Genomic DNA, 212 nt, shown 5'->3' with positions numbered 1-212 from the left:
GCATCGCTCCTAGTGAAGTGTTGGCGATGGATCCTCAGCAGCGGTTGATGCTGGAGGTTTCGTGGGAGGCGTTGGAGCACGCGGGGATTGACCCGTTGTCGTTGCGTGGTTCGGCGACCGGGGTGTACACCGGCATTTTCGCGGCGAGTTACGGCAATAGGGATACCGGGGGGCTGCAAGGGTACGGGTTGACCGGCACGTCAATCAGCGTG

Annotated in this window: 1 protein-coding gene; it reads left to right on the top strand. The window is 61.8% G+C overall.

What is annotated here, in order from left to right; translation table 11 throughout:
- The coding region (locus BST12_RS30450; protein WP_211281459.1) for a beta-ketoacyl synthase N-terminal-like domain-containing protein at window positions 1-212 on the top strand (212 nt) is incomplete at both ends.

Source organism: Mycobacterium angelicum (assembly GCF_002086155.1).
Taxonomy (GTDB): domain Bacteria; phylum Actinomycetota; class Actinomycetes; order Mycobacteriales; family Mycobacteriaceae; genus Mycobacterium; species Mycobacterium angelicum.
The sequence above is the reverse complement of the archived record's forward strand: the minus strand, read 5'-3'. Positions and strand labels throughout refer to the sequence as shown.